The organism is Streptomyces sp. PA03-6a, from assembly GCF_033792765.1.
GTDB lineage: Bacteria > Actinomycetota > Actinomycetes > Streptomycetales > Streptomycetaceae > Actinacidiphila.
In genome coordinates this window covers 40,911-57,331 of record NZ_JARAVK010000005.1, presented here as the reverse complement: position 1 = coordinate 57,331, position 16,421 = coordinate 40,911, and the positions used below count along the sequence as shown (strand labels likewise).

General features: G+C 66.1%; 15 protein-coding genes. 12 read left to right on the top strand and 3 right to left on the bottom strand.

The features are described from left to right. Positions 1-329 precede the first annotated feature (329 nt). Positions 330-779 carry a MarR family winged helix-turn-helix transcriptional regulator gene (locus tag PV350_RS02305; protein ID WP_499510074.1) on the top strand — a complete coding sequence of 150 codons (450 nt, stop codon included), beginning with the start codon at positions 330-332 and terminating at the stop codon, positions 777-779. A gap of 351 nt (positions 780-1,130) precedes the next feature. Beyond that, the gene (locus tag PV350_RS02300; protein WP_499510073.1) at positions 1,131-2,117 is read left to right on the top strand and encodes a nitrilase-related carbon-nitrogen hydrolase; all 987 of its coding nucleotides are present in this window, start codon (positions 1,131-1,133) and stop codon (positions 2,115-2,117) included. A 96-nt stretch (positions 2,118-2,213) separates the two neighbouring features. Here the strand turns inward: PV350_RS02300 and sigJ are convergent, their stop codons facing one another. After that, positions 2,214-3,089 (bottom strand): RNA polymerase sigma factor SigJ, encoded by an 876-nt coding sequence (sigJ, locus tag PV350_RS02295; protein WP_500332670.1) that lies wholly within the window; start codon positions 3,087-3,089, stop codon positions 2,214-2,216. 409 nt (positions 3,090-3,498) lie between these two features. On the opposite strand from sigJ, the gene PV350_RS02290 reads away from it, so the two are divergent. The 3 genes from PV350_RS02290 to PV350_RS02280 all read left to right on the top strand — a co-directional run bounded on the left by PV350_RS02290 (position 3,499) and on the right by PV350_RS02280 (position 6,021). After that, a complete protein-coding gene (locus PV350_RS02290; protein ID WP_499510071.1) occupies positions 3,499-3,912 on the top strand; it encodes a hypothetical protein in 414 nt (137 codons plus the stop codon). Between the two features lie 91 nt (positions 3,913-4,003). Further along, positions 4,004-4,672: a Type 1 glutamine amidotransferase-like domain-containing protein gene (locus PV350_RS02285; protein ID WP_500332669.1), complete on the top strand. Its 669-nt coding sequence runs from the start codon at positions 4,004-4,006 to the stop codon at positions 4,670-4,672. A 332-nt stretch (positions 4,673-5,004) separates the two neighbouring features. Next, the gene (locus PV350_RS02280) at positions 5,005-6,021 is read left to right on the top strand and encodes an alpha/beta fold hydrolase (protein WP_500332668.1); all 1,017 of its coding nucleotides are present in this window, start codon (positions 5,005-5,007) and stop codon (positions 6,019-6,021) included. Between the two features lie 50 nt (positions 6,022-6,071). On the opposite strand, the gene PV350_RS02275 is transcribed toward PV350_RS02280, so the two are convergent. Next, on the bottom strand, positions 6,072-8,036 hold the full coding sequence (locus PV350_RS02275; protein WP_500332667.1) for a SpoIIE family protein phosphatase: 1,965 nt from the start codon (positions 8,034-8,036) through the stop codon (positions 6,072-6,074). Between the two features lie 588 nt (positions 8,037-8,624). Here PV350_RS02275 and PV350_RS02270 point away from each other — a divergent pair. Continuing rightward, on the top strand, positions 8,625-8,930 hold the full coding sequence (locus PV350_RS02270; RefSeq protein ID WP_500332666.1) for a GNAT family N-acetyltransferase: 306 nt from the start codon (positions 8,625-8,627) through the stop codon (positions 8,928-8,930). A gap of 60 nt (positions 8,931-8,990) precedes the next feature. On the opposite strand, the gene PV350_RS02265 is transcribed toward PV350_RS02270, so the two are convergent. Then, positions 8,991-9,620 (bottom strand): TetR/AcrR family transcriptional regulator, encoded by a 630-nt coding sequence (locus tag PV350_RS02265; RefSeq protein WP_499510065.1) that lies wholly within the window; start codon positions 9,618-9,620, stop codon positions 8,991-8,993. Between the two features lie 632 nt (positions 9,621-10,252). Between PV350_RS02265 and PV350_RS02260 the strand changes: the two genes are divergently transcribed. From PV350_RS02260 to PV350_RS02235, 6 genes are all read left to right on the top strand, one after another. After that, positions 10,253-11,296, top strand: coding sequence for a zinc-binding dehydrogenase (locus PV350_RS02260; RefSeq protein ID WP_499510064.1), 1,044 nt, complete (start codon positions 10,253-10,255; stop codon positions 11,294-11,296). Between the two features lie 235 nt (positions 11,297-11,531). Next, a complete protein-coding gene (locus PV350_RS02255) occupies positions 11,532-12,446 on the top strand; it encodes an NADP-dependent oxidoreductase (RefSeq protein WP_499510063.1) in 915 nt (304 codons plus the stop codon). Positions 12,447-12,544: 98 nt separating this feature from the next. Then, a complete protein-coding gene (locus tag PV350_RS02250) occupies positions 12,545-12,886 on the top strand; it encodes a GNAT family N-acetyltransferase (RefSeq protein ID WP_499510062.1) in 342 nt (113 codons plus the stop codon). A 237-nt stretch (positions 12,887-13,123) separates the two neighbouring features. Beyond that, entirely contained in the window at positions 13,124-13,720 is a 597-nt protein-coding gene (locus tag PV350_RS02245) for a TetR/AcrR family transcriptional regulator (protein ID WP_499510061.1), read from the top strand. A 194-nt stretch (positions 13,721-13,914) separates the two neighbouring features. Continuing rightward, positions 13,915-15,300, top strand: a complete 1,386-nt coding sequence (lpdA, locus tag PV350_RS02240; protein ID WP_500332665.1) for a dihydrolipoyl dehydrogenase — start codon at positions 13,915-13,917, stop codon at positions 15,298-15,300. Positions 15,301-15,874: 574 nt separating this feature from the next. Next, the gene (locus PV350_RS02235; RefSeq protein WP_500332664.1) at positions 15,875-16,261 is read left to right on the top strand and encodes a nuclear transport factor 2 family protein; all 387 of its coding nucleotides are present in this window, start codon (positions 15,875-15,877) and stop codon (positions 16,259-16,261) included. Positions 16,262-16,421: the final 160 nt, after the last annotated feature.

The window sequence follows — 16,421 nt, the reverse complement described above, 5'->3', positions numbered from 1 at the left end:
CCGGGCGGTTCGATGGGGGAGGGGTTCACACTCGGTTCCTTTTGTGGTGGTGATCAAACGGCGCCGGCGGGGAAAGGCGCCCGGCGACGGGGTGCCGGCAGTGCCCGATGGCGTGGCGTTGCGCCTGTACGAGCCGCCTTGCGTCCCTGTACGCGGCTCGCATGTACATACGAGGAACATGTAAGAGCATATGCTCCTATTTTTGGAAGGGTGATGCGGTGTGCTCTGGGTCATTCCGGAGGGGGTCCGGTCCCGCGCGGCACCGATGATGGATCTTCCCAATTAAGAGCAGATACTCGTATAATGCAGGGGAGCCTGTGGAGGACGCAATGACAAGTGCCACGTCGAAGGCGGACCTGTGCAACAACCTGGCGCTGCGGAAGGCGTCGCGGTACCTCGGCGCGACGTACGACAGGGCGCTGGCCCCGCTCGGTCTTCGGGCGACGCAGTTCAGCATCCTGCAGCAGCTCAGCGTCCACGAGGAGATGACGATCACCGCCCTCGCCGACGTGATCGCCATGGACCGTACGACCATGGCCTCCAACCTCAAGCCCCTCGCTCGCGAAGGACTCGTCACCGTCGAACCGTCGGCAACCGACCGCCGTGCGCGCATCGTCGCCGTCACGCCCGCCGGCCTGGCCCGGATGAAGGCGGCACTCCCGCGGTGGGAGGGGGTGCAGGCCGAATTCGAGAAGGAGTTCGGTGCCGAGAACGCGGCCCGGATGCGCGCCTTCCTCGATGCCGTCCTCGACACCGGCTTCGATCCCTGGGCTGAGTGAACTGCGACTGAGTCGTGCTGGGCGGTCCGTCGCCCACAGGCGAGGTCTTTCGCGGTAGCGCCGTGCAGCTATGCCTCGGCCGTGCTGTGGACCTCGAACCCGGCATGGCGGGCGAAGACCTGCGAGGGCGTGTGAGAGGGCCTTGCCCTTCACTCAATAGGAGCATATGCTCCTATTAGTGAGATGGCGGCCCTCCGCGGCCGCCCGAAGAGAGTGGTCAGCGCGCAGCTCAGCGCTTCCCCGACTCCAGGCCCCTTGAAGCGGCCGCTTCCAGTGCCTGCCGAGCGCCGCCTCCGGTCATCGCAACCGCCGAGAGATCGCCGACCCCGCATCGTGAGAAGGAACCACGTCATGACCCTTGTGAAGGCAGCTGCCGTCCAGATCAGCCCCGTGCTCTACAGCCGTGCGGGCACGGTCGCGAAGGTGGTGGAGAAGATCCGAGAGCTGGGACGGAAGGGTGTCCGGTTCGCGGTTTTCCCGGAGACCGTTGTCCCGTACTACCCCTACTTCTCCTTCGTGCAGCCGCCCTACACCATGGCCAAGGAGCACCTGCGGCTGATGGAGGAGGCGGTGACCGTGCCGTCCGCCGACACGGATGCGATCGGCGCGGCGGCCCGCGAAGCCGGCGTGGTCGTCTCGATCGGCGTCAACGAACGTGATGGCGGCTCCCTGTACAACACGCAGCTGCTGTTCGACGCCGACGGCACGCTGCTCCAGCGCCGCCGCAAGATCACGCCGACGTACCACGAGCGCATGGTCTGGGGGCAGGGCGACGGCTCCGGGCTGCGTGCCGTGGACAGCGCCGTCGGTCGCGTCGGCCAGCTCGCCTGCTGGGAGCACTACCAGCCCCTCGCCCGCTACGCCCTGATCGCCGACGGTGAGCAGATCCACGCCGCCATGTTCCCCGGCGCGTTCGGGGGTCCGCAGTTCGCGCCGCAGATGGAGGTGGCCATCCGTCAGCACGCGCTGGAGGCGGCCGCTTTCGTCGTCAACGCCACCGCCTGGCTCGACGCCGACCAACGGGCGCAGCTCGCGGCGGACACCGGTGCCCCGGCCGGGGTGTTCTCCCAAGGGTTCTTCACCGCCATCGTCGACCCCGAAGGCGGCATCATCGGCGAGCCGCTCACCTCGGGTGAGGGAGAGGTGATCGCCGATCTGGACCTCACGATGATCGACCGGCGCAAGCGCCTGATGGACGCCCGGGGCCACTACGGCCGCCCCGAATTCCTCAACCTGCAGATCGACCGCACCCCCACCGCACCGCTGCTTGACCGCAGCACCCACACGCCGGTCCAGCGCGTCCACATACCCAACGACGGCCTGCACTCGGAAGTCTGAGGCCACCCCGCGTCAGGAGGCGTTGCCGCTGGTTGGCACGCCTCCTGTCCGGTGCCACGGCGCGTCCGGACCGGCCGGCCTCGCCGAGAATGCTGGTCAAGCAGAGCACCGTGTGACCTTGGAGCGCACGTGCGCAAGCTTGTCCGGGTTGAGGACCCTGCGGTAGGCGGTGATCAGGCCGTCCTCGATTTCCACCGTGTCCACGGAGACGGCTCGCCCGTCCCTGCGGAGGAGGAGCGCCGGCTCGCCTCCGACCTCGATGACCTCAATACTGTCCGCGCGCAACAGGCGCCCCGCCCGCATCATCACCATGGCGATGCGCGCGCCGCCCCGGATCACCTTGCGCGCCGCGACGACCCTGCCGCCACCGTCGGTGACATATACGGCATCGGGGTGCAGCAGACGCACCAGGCCGGCCATGTCCCCCTCTTCGTAGGCACTGCGGAAGGCGGCGATGAGGCGCTCGCGCTCCGCCCGGGAGGCGTCCACGGTGCGCTGCCTGGCCCCTGCCACCTTCCGCCGTGCTCGTGAGGCGAGTTGTCGGGCGGCCGCCACCGAGATGCCGAGCACGTCGGCGATCAGGCTGAACTCGAAACCGAACACGTCGTGGAGGACGAAGGCCACACGCTCGGGCGGCTTCAGTTCCTCCATCACCACGAGCATGGCGGATCCGACGGATTCGTCGACCAACACCGGCTCAGAGGCGTCCGGCCCCGTCAGCAGGGGCGCCGGCAACCACGGCCCGACATAGGTTTCCCTTCGGGCGCGGGCGGACTTGAGGATGTCATACGACCGTCGCGCCGCCACCGTGACCAGCCAGGCCCGCAGGTCACGGACGTCGCGTAGGTCGGCTGTGGCTGCCCGCAGCCATACGTCCTGGGCCACGTCCTCGGCATCGGCCACGCTGCCGAGCAAGCGGTACGCCGCTCCGAAGACGGCGGGCCGGAGGGTCTCCCACTCGTTCTCGAGCATCCCAGGTGGCCTGGGTGTATGCGTCACGTCCATCGACGTGGCCTCCTTCGCCCCGGTGTTCAGGTGAGCACCTCCCTGCACGGGGAGTACATGCTGAGAGAGGCCCATGTCGTGCAGACCTGTCGGTCGCGCTCGAGGGCCCGGCGCACATGTCGCCTCGGCGGCAGCGTGCGCTTGCGCCCTCTGCTGGAACGTCGAGCGACATGTGACCAGCGGTTTCACCGGGCCTCACCAATAGGAGCATATACTCTTAGTGCCGAGGCCCTGACGGTGGCCTCACCCCCGCGCGAGCCGGATCGAAGGCTTGTCGTCGGCAAGATAGGAGCATATGCTCCTATTCGTTCACCGGAACCACCGGCAACCGATCGACACGCAAGCGCCCCGGCCGCAGCTTCGAAGGAGACAGGACATGACGAACGCGGAAAGCAGTGACACCGACCGCCAGGGACTCAGCTACTACCCGTGGTGGCTGGACAACCTGGCCGAGGACGTCACACTGGAAGGCGCCGCCATGAACGGCACCGCGCGTGGCGCGGAAGCGGTTCGCGCCATCGTGGTCAAGGCCCGCGAACTGTATGAGTTCCAGGACTTCGGCTTCACCGGAGACTTCGGTGACAACGGCTTCCTCGAGATCTACGACGCCTCGGTCCTCGGCGAGCCCATGAAGGTCGTCGTCACGGTCACCTGCAACGCCGACGGACAGGCCCAGGAACTCGCGGTGCTCCATCGGCCGCGCAACACGCTGCTGCTCTTCTCCCGCGAGATGAACAAGAAGTTCGCCGGCACCCCCCTCGCCGAACACTTCCTCGCCGACGAGTCCTGAGGCGATGGTCGGGCCGTCCGGCCCCGTCGGCCACGAAGGGGTGGATCCGATGTTCGTTGCGCGCGCCCGCCGGTCGTGCTTGGCTCGCCGGATGAACTTTCTCTTGACGGCGAGTGGCCTGCGCAACGAGACGCTGCGGGATGCGCTGCGGGACATGCTGGGAAAGCCGTTCGGATCGGCGAACGTCGTGTTCGTTCCCACGGCGTCGGTCGCCGAGCCCGGGGACCACGGGTGGGTTGTCGAGGACATGAACCGGCTGCACGGCCTCGGCTGGCGGGAGTTCGACGTCCTGGAGCTGAACGGCCTGCCCCGGCAGATGGTGCTCGACCGGCTGCTCCACGCCGACGTCATCTATGTCGAGGGCGGCAGTCACTACCACCTTGCGCGCAGCATCACGGGCAACGGCCTGGCCGACGGCTTCCTGGAGGCGCTGGAGAGCCGGGTCTACGTGGGGGTCAGCGCCGGATCAATGATCTTCAGTCGTCATCTCACCGGGCATTCGGCCGACGTCATCGGGGACACTGCGGACCTCCACGTGCTCGGTGCGACGACCGTGGAGCCGCCGTTCGGCCTCTTCGACTGGTATCTCAAGCCCCACCTGTACTCGCCGGATTTTCCCGAGCGGGATGACGCCTGGGCTGATCGCATCGTTGCGCGGGCGGACTTTCCGATCTACTTCATCGACGACGAGACAGCCGTTCGCGTCAGGGACGGCAAGGTGGATGTCGTCTCCGAAGGCCGGTGGCGGTTCCATCCGTGACTCAGCCCCTGGTGGCCGCAGGAAGTCTTCGCCTTAGGTGAGTTCGCCTTGTCATCGCCTACGCCGACACGCGCCGGCCCTTCGACGTCGCCGTACGGGCCGCGGGGTCGACGCCCCTCCTGCGTGAGTGGCGGATCTCCAGTGCCACCGCACCATCGGGCAATAAGAACGCGTCGTACCACCGCACCCGCCGGGCGGTGACTCCCGGGGGTATTGGACGACCTGTGGCATCAGGCCTTCGGCAACGTACGGTGCCGAACCGATGGGTGGCTGCACCGTACCCACACGTCTAGTGTGGAATAACGAGGTAGCGACTCCAAGTAGGTGCATCAATGAGCATCGGAACAGGAAAGGCCAACAGGCTCATCACGGCATTGAAGACCCTCCTGGAAATCTCCGTCACCTCGGGCTCCGGAGGATGGGGCGAAAGCCGCCGGCATAGTTCGATGGTGGAGCCGTCGCCATCGACTTACCCGCAATCTCAACCACCCGCTGGGTTTCGGTCCGAGTACGCGGAAGTGAATGGCTTCCGTATGCACTACATGCGGGGCGGAAAAGGCTCGCCCGTGGTGATGATCCACGGGTTCCCCCAGACGTGGTCCGAGTGGCGGCAGCAGATGGGCCCGCTCTCCATGACTCACACCGTGATCGCCGTCGACCTGCGTGGCACCGGCAACTCACAGGTCACGAAGAGTGGTTACCAGGCCGCACAATTGGCTGAGGACGTGCATCAGCTGCTGGAGCAGCTGGGACTGAACAACGGCATCCAGGTGGTCAGCCACGATGTCGGCGTGTGGGTCGCCTACGCCTACGCGGCGCAGTGGCCGTCGGAGGTGCGCCGCATGGCCGTGATGGAAGCCCCCATCGCGGATGACAGCGCCTACGGCTTCCCCGTTCTGAACGTTGACCCGAACAAGCCCTCGCCGTGGCACTGGGGCATGTTCCAGATGCGTCTCGCCGAACATCTCATCGCCGGTCACGAGCGTGTCTTCATCGAAGAAATGATCACTGCGTACCTGGTGGGCAACAAGTCACCGTTCACGCCGTCGGACTATGACTATTACGCCCACTTCCTGAAGGAGCCCGGCCGCACGACGGCGTGGATGAGTGTATACCGGCAGCTCCGCGCGAACGTTCAGCAGAACAAGGAGTTCCTGGGCCGGGGCAAACTGGAGATGCCCATCCTCGCCGTTGGCGCGCAGGATTCCTTCGGTGGGATGATCGTCGACCAATGGCGTGATTACGCCGAGAACGTCGACGGACGAGTCCTGACAAATTCGGGACACTTCGTGACGGAGGAGAAGCCACAGGAAGTGACAGCCATGCTGCAATCCTTCCTGCAGAATTAGCTTTCACAGCCGAAAAGCCTTTTCCAACTTGTCTCCGAGCTGAGCACCTCCTAGGTGCGCCGGATGACCAGCACGGCCACGTCGTCGAGGTGGTCTACGGCGACCACGGCGTCGAGGATGAGATCTGCCGTCGCCTCGACATCGAGCCGGTCGTGCAGGGCGCGTCCGGCCAACGTTCCCGCTCGCTCCAGTCCGGCTTCCAGCGTCAGGCCCGGCCCTTCGACCAGGCCGTCGGTGACCATGACCAGTGCGGTGCCTTCTTCCAAAGTGAAGGTCTCCTCGGGGTAGTCGACATCGGGCAGGACTCCCAGGACGGGTCCTCCGGGAAGAGTGCGGATGCAGTGGCTCCCGTCGTCGCGTGCGTGGAGCAGCGGAACATGGCCTGCGCTGGTGCCGATGACCTGACCGTCACGCGGATCTACGTGCAGCATGGTGCAGCTGGCGAAGCGTGGTGCGTCCATCGCGGTGAGCAACTCGTTGGTGCGTGTCAGCACCGTTCCCGGCTCGGGCTCGTGGGCGGCGATCGCACGCATCGACGAGCGCACCTGGCCCATGAAAACCGCGGCATCGACGTCGTGCCCCTGGGCGTCGCCGATCTCGAGTGCGACCGCACCGTCGGGCAGGAAGAACGCGTCGTACCAGTCTCCGCCGATATCGAGCCCGTCCCGGCTGGGCTGATAGCGGACGGCGACCTCCAAGCCCGGGAGGTGCTCGGGCAGCGTGGGGAGCATGCTCTGCTGGACCGCCGTGGACAGCTCGACGTGGGCCTGCTGCAACCTGATGCGCCTCAGGGCCTGGCCCGCCAGGTCGGCCAGAGTGGTCATGAAGGCGAGTTTCTCCAGGGAAGGAGGGCGCTTGCTGTCGTACGTCACTGCCCAGGCCCCGAGGGGTCGGTCGCCCGGTGGGCTGAGGGGGGTGATCGACATGGCGACATCGGGGCCAGGCGGTGCCTGAGCCGCACGTGAATCACTCAGCCAACACCGCGCGAGCTCCTCCTGGCTGGCGATGAATTGCGGCTGACCGGTACGGATCGCACAGGGCAACGGCCTGTCCTCATCCAGCGACAGACCGAGCAGGGCATCGGTCTGCCATGTGGGGATCCCGGCGTCCGAGGAGACCTGCAGGCGCCCGTCGCCGACGAGCGCGAAGAGTGCGCCGAAGCCGCCGTAAGCCGCGGCGAGCCGAGTCAGGACCACCTGCTGCAACTCCTGCTCGGTGGCGGCAGTGAACAGGGCGGAGGAGAACGCGGCGATCTCATCGGCGCGCTGCCGCTCAGCGCTCACCGCAGCCAGCATGTCCTTTCGGTGCGCCTCCATCGTGGACTCGTCGCGGATCACCCCGAAGACCCGTTCGGGGCCGCCGTATCCCAGAGTGATCCGGCGGGCTTGGCTGGCCAGCATGCGCCAGCCGTCGTGTTCGGTGTGGAACCGCGACCTGATCCACGGGGACTGGGCTTCGGACGAGCGCACAAGCCGCTGCACGTCCTTTCGGTCCTCAGGGTGCACTCGCCGGATCACCATGGGCAGGGACATCGACGCCTGCGGGAAGAGCGTTGCCAGGCCGGGCTCGCCACCCAGCCACTCGATCTGGTGCTCATTGGGTGAACACATGTAAAGGCCAAGGCCGGCGGCCTTGGCTGCGAGGTCAAACGGGATCAGCAGGGCGCCCAGGTCATGTCGCGCGTCCAACGAGTGCGCCCACACGAGCCGCTTGCCATCTGCGGGGTCCGTTACCGGCCGCGCTTCGACCAGGCAGACCACAGACGCTTCGCCCGTCCCGGGGAATTCCAGCACCCGCATCGCGAGCCGCTTCGTCGTCGCCCCGTGCGCCAGCAGGCTCCTGGCCGAGATCCGCTGATCTTCGGACAGCAGGTCACTGAAGCCGCGACCTACGCACTGTTCCTCCGGCCTGCCAAGCGCTGAGGCCATTGCGGCATTGAGACGGCGGATGACACCGTCCAGGGCCAAAAGAGCCGACGGCGTGGCCCTCTGGAGGAGTTCGTCCGAGGCGTCCATCTGCCGCTCCCTGACCATTATCGAGTGATATCACCCCGATAGACGTAACAATCCTATCTGCCGCCGCAGAGCAGGTCGCGTCCGCCGGGAGCCGGGCGCGAAGCTGAGAGGTGGCCCAGCCGACAGCTGGTTTACCCGTGAGGAGATTGCCGCCGCCGCGGCGGAATTCGTGAACGGTCTCTGGGGGCGTCGTCGAGAGCGGCATGACCGCGGTCTGCGTACCCGCGATGGCCGGCGAGTCGGGAGCGGCCTCTGCGTGCAATCGATGGGGCATCCGGTGTCGTTCCGTGCGGGATCCGGAGGGGTGACCCCTCCTCGGGTGCAGCCGTCCTTCGCGGGTCACGGCGTGCGCCGACGGGATGCCGACTCGTGCTCAGGCTGGACTGTTTCGTCCACTTCACTTAGGCTGAAACGCGCTGCGCCGGAGCTCGGGTGGGCCGCCCTTGCAGCAACTCGTCCAGAGGCTGGACCTCTTCACGGCACCCGCCGATCGACTTCTGGCAACTTTCCCACTGTGGGGCTTTCACGATGGACCGGAGGGCTGAGATGTCTGACGTTCTTTTTTCAGACGCGGAATCGTCTGTGGTGGTGAGTGACAACGAGAAGGAGTATCGCTACGAGATCTCCGTGGCGGGTGAGACGGCCGGTCACATGGGCTATCGATCGATCGGCAATCGACGCGTATTGATGCACACCGTCATCTATCACGCATTCCGCGGGCAAGGTCTCTCCAACGTCCTCATCAAGAACACCCTGGACTTCTTGCGTATCCACGGAAACACCATTTCAAATTATTGCCCAGTCGTCGACAGGTTCATACGCAAGAATCCCGAATACGTCAGCCTGGTCGACGCGGAACATTCGGGCACCTGGGTCTCGCCTCCATCGAGCTGACCAGTCGGCCGGCCGCCAACTGCCCGCCTGCCTGGCGAAGCATCGAGTCGAGGATCCGGATCAGTCCACGACGTAGGAGCGTACGTAGCTCAACGCCATCTGCATGGAGACGCGCATCGGCTCGACGTCCTGTGCGGTCTGAGCCAGCAAATAGCCACCCTGCAAGGCGGCCATGACGGCGGTGGCGAGCTGCTCCGGGTCCGCTTCTTGACGGAGCGAGCCGTTCTCCTGCATGCGCTTCAAGCCTGCCGAGATGAGCTGCTGCCAGTCGGCGAACGTCTCGGCGAGCTTGCTCCTCGACGTCGGGTCCTGCGCCGCCCGCGCGCTGACGAGCGAGCCCAACGCGCACCCGTAGGCACCGTTCTGCAAAGAGTTGAGATGGATGACCTTGTCGCTCCATCGCTCCAGCGCGCGAATGGAATTCATCCGCTCCAGCATTTGGCGATCACGGTTCAGGACTTGACCGGCCCGCAGTTCGATGACGCTGTGGACAAGCTGGTCCTTGTCCGCGAAGTGGCGATACAGCTGAGATTTGCTCGTCCCACTCGTCGCTCGTACGTCGTCGAGTGAGACCGCGTTGACGCCCCTCACGTAGAAAAGGTCGGCAGCGGCCTGAATAATGCGGTCACGGGTGACAGCCCCACGCGAGGTCAGGCGCCGCTCCTGCCTTGGAGCATCTTCTACGGACATGTGCCCGATATTACTACGCGCGATCACCGGGTTGCCGGGAGAGTCCGAGGGCCGTGCCGACCCGCGCTCGGGCGTATCGGTCGGCTGCTCCCTGCCCACTGGGGGCTCCAGCGCATGAGGTGCGGCCTTCGCAGGCGCGCGCGACTTGCCTGTCATCATGGACCACCTCTGCCTCTCACCGGGTACGAACCGTGGCAACGCTCGAATGGGGGTCCAACTTCCCTCACGGATGACTTCCGGGCAGCAGTCCGCGCCGGCACGCACGGGTCCCCGTGAGCAGGGTGAGGACTCCGACGTTGGCGACATTCGCGGGCGCCCACTACATGGACTACATGGTCCTCTCGTTTGCGTTATAACGGAAGAGGACGGCGGGCCGACGATTATCGGTGGCGTTCTGAGCGGAGCAACGACTCCTGTAGCGATCGTCGACAGGCTCCGCAGTCCAACTGGCAGCTGATGCTCCGCTCCAAACGGTAACCAGTTCTGTTCCGTAATCAACGCTGGCGGAGCAGGGGCGAAGTCGGCTCGACATGGAAGGCCGGCACAAGCCCACCAGCGGCATTCTCCGGTCGGCGGTCAGCCGAAACGCACCACCACTCCCGCAGCCACCACCTGGAAAAGGAGCATCACTGATGCGCGCAGCACTCATGTACGGCGCCGGCGACGTCCGCGTCGAGAACGTGCCCGATTCCGTCATCAAGAACCCGACCGACGCCCTGGTGCGGATCACCGCATCCTGTGTCTGTGGCACGGACCTGTGGCCGTACGCCTCGCTGAAGCCCGAGGACGGTCCCGCACGGATGGGCCACGAGTTCATCGGCGTCGTTGAAGACACCGGCCCGGAGGTGACCACCATCGCGCCCGGCGACCTGGTCGTTTCCCCCTGGAGCATCTCGGACAACACGTGCGAGTTCTGCCGTGAGGGCCTGCACAGCTCCTGTGTCCACCCGCAGGCGAACTTCTGGGACGGCGAGGCGGAAGAGGGCGCTCAGGCCGAAGCCATCCGCGTGCCTCTGGCCGACGGCACTCTCGTCAAGCTTCCCGTCCCCGCGGACTCGGCGCTCGTCCCCTCCCTGCTGACGCTCTCCGACGTGCTCTGCACCGGCTACCACGCTGCCGTGTCAGGCGGGGTCAACGAGCGCACCCGCGTCACGGTGATCGGCGACGGGGCCGTCGGCCTGATGGCGGTCCTGTCCTGCAAACGGCTGGGTGCCGAACAGATCGTCCTCATGGGCCGCCATCAGGCGCGCACCGACCTCGGCCGCGAGTTCGGCGCGACCGATGTCGTCTCCGCCCGCGGCGAGGAAGGCACCGAAACCGTCCGCGAGCTCACTGGCGGGTACGGTCCGCACGCGGTCCTGGAAGCCGTCGGCACCAGGCCCGCCTACGATCAAGCCCTCGCCATCATCCGGCCGGGCGGAGTCATCAGCCGGGTTGGCGCCCCTCAGTACGAGGAAGCACCCATTGGCATCGGCAGCCTCTTCCGTCACAACATCCGCCTGGCCGGCGGCCCCTCACCGGCCCGCGCCTACATCGAAGGACTTCTGCCCGACGTCCTGAGCGGCGCCATTGAGCCCGGGAAGGTCTTCGACGCCACCACCGACCTGGACGGCGTCCCGACCGGCTACCAGGACATGGCGGACCGCAGGAGCCTGAAGGTGCTCATCAGGCCCTGACCCCGGACACGCGTGGGGTGCGGCGCAGTCCCCACCCGGTGGCCAGCCGCCCGCTCGTCGGCGTCGGGAGAGTGGGCTGCCCGGCGTCCCTGAACGGGACTATCTCGACCAGTCATCGACTTGAGTATGCTGTTAGAGTCCAGATCGAACCAAAATTGTGGACCTTTTAGTTCACTTTGATTGTGTAGCTCGGCGTGCGTGGCATGCGGACGATGCGGGATGCAGGGAGTACCCGATGAAGGCGATTGTGGTGACCGATCAGGCCGCGGGAACGGCCGGAATGAGGCTCGCGGAGCGCCCCACGCCCGAGGCGGCGGGGAACGATGTGCTTGTTGAGGTTCATGCGTCCGGATTCACCCCAGGGGAGCTGACGTGGCCTTCGAACTGGACGGACCGCCTGGGCCGTGACCGCACGCCATCGATCCCCGGTCATGAGCTCGCCGGAGTGGTCAGTGCCCTCGGCTATGGCACGACGGGGCTGTCCGTGGGGCAGCGGGTCTTCGGCCTCACGGACTGGACCCGCGACGGCACGCTGGCGGAGTATGCGGCCGTCGAAGCACGTAACCTCGCACCGCTGCCCGGCGATGTCGACTTCACGGTGGGCGCGAGTCTGCCGATCTCGGGCCTGACGGCGTGGCAGGGCCTGTTCGAGCATGGGCGTCTTCAGCCGGGGCAGAGCGTCCTCGTGCACGGTGCGGCCGGCGGAGTCGGATCGATGGTGACGCAACTGGCGCGCGAGGCGGGTGCTCACGTCATCGGCACCGGACGTGCCGCCGATCGTCAGACGGCGCTCGACTTCGGCGCGACGGAGTTCGTCGACCTGGACAACGACACGCTGGAAGACGTCGGCGCAGTTGATCTGGTCTTCGACGTCATCGGTGGCGACATAGGGAAGCGATCCGCGAGCCTGATTCGAGCCGGAGGAACGCTGGTGACCATCGCCGGCCCGCCGGAGGCGCGACCTGCGGACGGCCTGGCCATCGACTTCGTTGTCGAGTCTGATCGCGTCCAGCTGCGTGAGGTGGTCCAGCGGGTGCGGGACGGACGGCTGCGTACGGTCATCGGCAACGTCGCGACCCTCGATGAGGCTGTCGCGGCCTTCAATCCGACCGAGCGGGTCAGGGGAAAGACCGTCATCCGCGTCCGCTGAAGGCTCATCAACCCCCCAAGGGGACGATCTAGTCCACTAGGTGATCGACAGGATTGCCCCGTCATCCAGACGGAGCCGGCACAGATACAGGAACAGCGATGGCCAAGGTGCTGTGGACTGACACGAGCGGCTCGATCCGAGTCCTCAAGGACGAAGACAACAGGTTCTACGAGGTTCAAGAGAACGGCAACTATGCAGGGCTGCTCGCCTACGAGCGCAAGGGCACTCAGTACAGCCTGACGCACACGTACGTCCAGGAGGGTTACCGCGGCCGCGGCCTGGGGACCGCGTTGATGCACGAGGCGCTGTCCGACCTGGTGAAGGAAGACGCGGCAGTCACCAACCGGTGCCCCGTCGTGGATCGCTTCATCGAGAAGCACCCCCGGTTCCGCGAGATCCTCGATCTCGGGTCGCAGGCCGTTGACGATGCCCACAACTGAGGCGCCCGCCCGCGGCGGAACGAGGTGCGGCGGCGCAGACGTGGCTGCCGAAGGCGTCGTCGCCGGCTCCGGGCGAGCAGGCGGTGACCGCGGCGCGCGGTGGGCCGGGAGAGGCCGCCGGCAAGGCAGGAGATGGGGCCGGGTGCCGGTGGCATTGCTGGCCGGCGCCAACGGTATGCCCCGGACTGCGCCCTCACGCGTCGCCATCGATTCCAGATCTCTCAGAAGGGGCAGAGAATGGCGATCACCAGCGGAGCCATAGCACGGGTTCGCATGATCCAGGCCGCTGCAGACCTCTTTTACGTCAAGGGTGTCAACTCGGTGACCCTGGATGACGTGCGAGCGGTGAGCGGGACCAGCAAGTCCCAGTTCTACCGCCATTTTCCGGACAAGGACGAGCTGGTGCACAGTGTGATCGAGTTGCGGGCCCAGCAGATCCTCGATCGCGACCGACAGCACTTGGAACGGATGAGCTCCTTCCAGGCCCTGGAACGCTGGAACGAATCGATCATCCGCCTCAACTCTCTCCAGGACGGAGCCTACGGGTGCGCTCTGGGTGCACTCGTCGGATCCCGCGCGCCTCACGATCCCGCGGCCCGAAACCTGCTCGCTGAGAAGTTCGGCGAATGGCAAGAGTTGATCACGGCAGGCCTGTGCCGGATGCAGGAGAACGGCTCGCTCAAGGAGGAGGCCGATCCTGCAAAGCTCGCTGTGTCCGTGATGGCCGCATTGCAGGGAAGCTACTTGCTCGCCCAGATGACACGCGACGTCGAACCGATGCGCATCGCCATGGAAATGGCACTAGCCCACGTGAAGACGTACACCGTGGGCTGATAAGCGGTGCACGAGGCAGCGGGAGAGCTGTTCGGCCTGGACGTGCGGGCTTGCCGCCCACGCGCGCCACATCTCGTGACCAGTACGGACGGCACACGTGCCGTCCGGTCCTCCCCCCCCATTGAAGCGGTGCCGCGACAACCGGGGCGGCGCCCGCCGGGCAACCGCCCGGCAAACCGCAAAGGAGCAATGACATGAGCGTCAACGAAGAGCACTACGACATGGTCGTTTTCGGGGCCGGCAGCGCCGGGTACGCCGCCGCATTGCGCGGAGCCCAACTCGGGCTCAGCGTCGCCCTGGTCGAACGCCACAAGCTCGGGGGCACGTGCCTCCACAACGGCTGCATCCCGACCAGAGCCATGCTGCACGCGGCAGAACTGGCCGATCAGGCCCGCCAGGCTCGCGACATGGGGGTGCGCTCGTCTTTTCAAGGCATCGACATGGACGCCCTGCGCGCATACAAGAACAGCGTCGTCACAAGCCTCTGCAATGGGCTCACCGGCCTCGTCGACGCACGCGGCATCACCTATGTCGAAGGGGAGGGCCGACTGTCATCAGCGACCTCCGTCGATGTCGGAGGCCGCCGGCTCACGGGTCGCCACGTCGTACTCGCTACCGGGTCCGTCCCAAGAACCCTGCCCGGACTGGAGATCGACGGACGGCGAGTGATCTCGTCGGACCACGCTCTCACCCTCGACTACGTCCCCAAGTCCGTGATCGTGCTCGGCGGGGGAGTGATCGGCGTCGAGTTCGCCTCCGCGTGGTCGTCGTTCGGAGCCCAGGTCGCCGTTGTCGAGGCCCTGCCACACCTTGTCCCGACGGAGGACGAGACCGTCTCCAGCCGGTTGGAGACGGAGTTCCTCAAGCGGGGTATCGCCCTCCACCTCGGCGTCCCCTTCGTCGGCAGCGAGTACACACAGGACGGCATCCGCGTCCGTCTGGCGGACGGCAAGGCGCTGGAAGCCGACCTCCTGCTCGTGGCCGTCGGACGAGGCCCTGTTTCCCAGGGCCTGGGCTTCGAGGAGGCCGGCGTCGTAATGGACAAGGGGCACGTGATGGTCGACGAGTACATGCGTACCAGCGTCCCCACCATCTCCGCTATCGGAGACCTGGTCCCCACTCCGCAGCTTGCACACGTCGGCTTCGCCGAGGGCGTCCTCGTCGCCGAGCGAGTGGCCAAGAAGGCTGCTGTGCCGATCGACTACGACGGCGTCCCGCGTGTCACGTTCTCCCGCCCTGAGATCGCGTCGGTCGGCCTGACGGAAGCCAAGGCCAAGCAGGCGTACGGGGCCGAGAACGTCGACTTCGTCGTCTACGACCTCGCGGCCAACGCTCGTAGCCGCACGTTGAGAACGGAAGGGCACGTCAAGGTCGTCCGGAGGAAGGACGGGGCAGTCGTCGGTGTGCACATGATCGGCGACCGGATCAGTGAGCAGATCGGGGAAGCGCAGCTCATCTACAACTGGGAAGCGCGTCCTCAGGACGTTGCCGGCCTCGTCCACGCTTATCCGACACAGGGTGCGGCGCTCGGTGAGGCAGCTCTCGCGCTGACAGGCAAACCGCTGCACTCGCAATTCTGACCCTGCGGCGGCGACCACGAAGCGTGGCAGCCGAGCCCTACACGAGCATCCCTTCAGTCGTAGTGCCGGCACCGCACAGGCGCCCGGGCCGTCCGTAGGTCGCTGCCCGTCGACGGTCGCCTCTTCTACGAAGAGCTACACAGTCCATGCTCCTAGACGCTACTTCCAGGCTTGACGCCTCTGAGCTGCCCATTTCTGGGAAAGCGATCGGGAATCTCAAGGGGAAGAGGACTTGACAGTCCCGTTTTGTCCTTGAGAAGCTTGATGAGAGTTCGTCCCAACCAGTGGCCTTCGCTCGGAGCAGGAGCTTCCCGACCTACACACGAGGCCCGGGCTCCCAAGAGGCGGCGGCGCGCGAAAGCCGTCCACCTCTTCATCCGGATCGCGACGGCCGCATTCCATGGCGAACGCGAGGCATTCCCATGTGCGGTGGTCTCCCTGATGGCCTCGTTCGCCGCGTCGACCAGCACCTGATCGACAGTCCGCAACCGTGCGCGCCGGTGCCGTGCACACGGCACCGAGACGACAGCCCACCTGCAGCGAACGCCGCAACACGCACAGAAGGAACAAGAAAGTGAACGACACCAACACCAAGCAGACCGTCGAAGATCTGGCGATCCTCGATCAGCTCAACAGCGACTACGTCCACTCGGACCAGTTCAACGACGTCCAGCGCTTCAGCGAGATGCTCGCCGAGGACTTCGTCGTGCAGACTCCGGGTGTCACGCGCAACCGTGCCGAGTTCCTCGAATACATCGCCAACCCGCGGCCCTTCAAGGATCTTGCTGTGCACGATGTCAAGATCCGCATCCTCAGTGACGTTGCCCTGATCCACGGCCGCGCCACTTACACCATGCTCGCCGACGGAGCGGCCCAGGAAGCCCTGTACACGGACACGTACCAGAAGCGTGAGGCAGGCTGGGTCTGCGTGTCGGCCTGTGCGATCGCTCCGGGCACCTGAGCCGAACGCGCTGTCGATACTGCCGGGCGCTGGGCAACCCGTCACGAGACGGCAAGAGGCCGAAGACGCGGCCTCGCTCCAGTACCCGCTCAAGTCGGCACAGGTCACGAGCACGACCAGCGGAATCGGCGCCGGTGTGGCCGCCAACGCCGTCGGCCAC